The following is a 974-nucleotide window of genomic DNA, read 5'->3' as shown; positions in this document are numbered from 1 at the left end:
CCGCTGGCTGCGGCAGCTGGGCGTCGACCAGCGCCTGACCGTCCGCGCCCAGCGGCCAGTGACGTCGCAGCTCGGCTCCCGGCACGTCGGCGTTGAGCCGCCAGGGGGGTGTCGGCGTACCTCGCCCGCTGCCGCGCCCGGGCCTCCGCGACGTGACCGGCGACCTGGGCCGTGGACCGAGCGTCACCGAGGGCCCCGACCAGCTCGGGACGCGACTGGGCCGTCAGCGTGCGGTGGATGTCGATGCGGTCGCGGATCGGGCCGGAGATGCGGTCGGTGTAGCGCCGCCGCATCAGCGGCGTGCACTCGCAGCGGTCGACCGTGCTGCCCGCGCGGCCGCACGGGCACGGGTTCGCGGCCAGCACGAGCTGGAACCGCGCCGGGTACACCGCGGTCTGGGCCGCGCGCGAGACGACCACGCGTCCGGACTCCAGCGGCTGGCGCAGCGCGTCGAGCACGTTGGACGCGAACTCGGGCGCCTCGTCCATGAAACAGCACCCCGTGGTGGGCCAGGCTCATGGCGCCCGGCCGGACGCGCGGGTGCCGCCGCCGACGATGGAGACCGCGCTGGCCGTGTGGTGCGGGTCGAGGAACGGCGGGCGGACCAGCAGCGGCTGGTCGGCCGGCAGCACGCCCGCGACCGAGTGCACCGCGCTGACCGACAGGGACTGCTCGCGGTCGAGGTCCGGCAGCAGGCCGGGCAGACGCTGGGCCAGCATCGTCTTGCCGATGCCCGGCGGCCCGGTCATGAGCAGGTGGTGGCCCCCGGCCGCCGCCACGACCACCGACAGCCGGGACTCGTCCTGCCCGGCGACGTCGGCCAGGTCGAGCCCGGCCGACACGTCCCAGCGCGTCTCGGCCGCGGGCTCCAGCGGTGGGACGGGCGGGTCGTCGGGCTCGTCCTCGCCGGTGAGCAGCGCGACCAGGTCGGCGCAGCGAGCGCACGCCGACGACCCGCAGGCCCGGCACGAGCT

Annotated in this window: 1 pseudogene; it reads right to left on the bottom strand. The window is 76.7% G+C overall.

The features are described 5' to 3' along the window. A pseudogene (locus tag AC2W7G_RS17185) lies at positions 1 to 779 on the bottom strand (ATP-binding protein); the annotation flags it as partial. Positions 780 to 974: the final 195 nt, after the last annotated feature.

The organism is Aeromicrobium sp. PFPM2_SD2, assembly GCF_057364525.1.
Note: the sequence above shows the minus strand (reverse complement) of the source record. Positions and strands in the feature narration are given on the sequence as shown.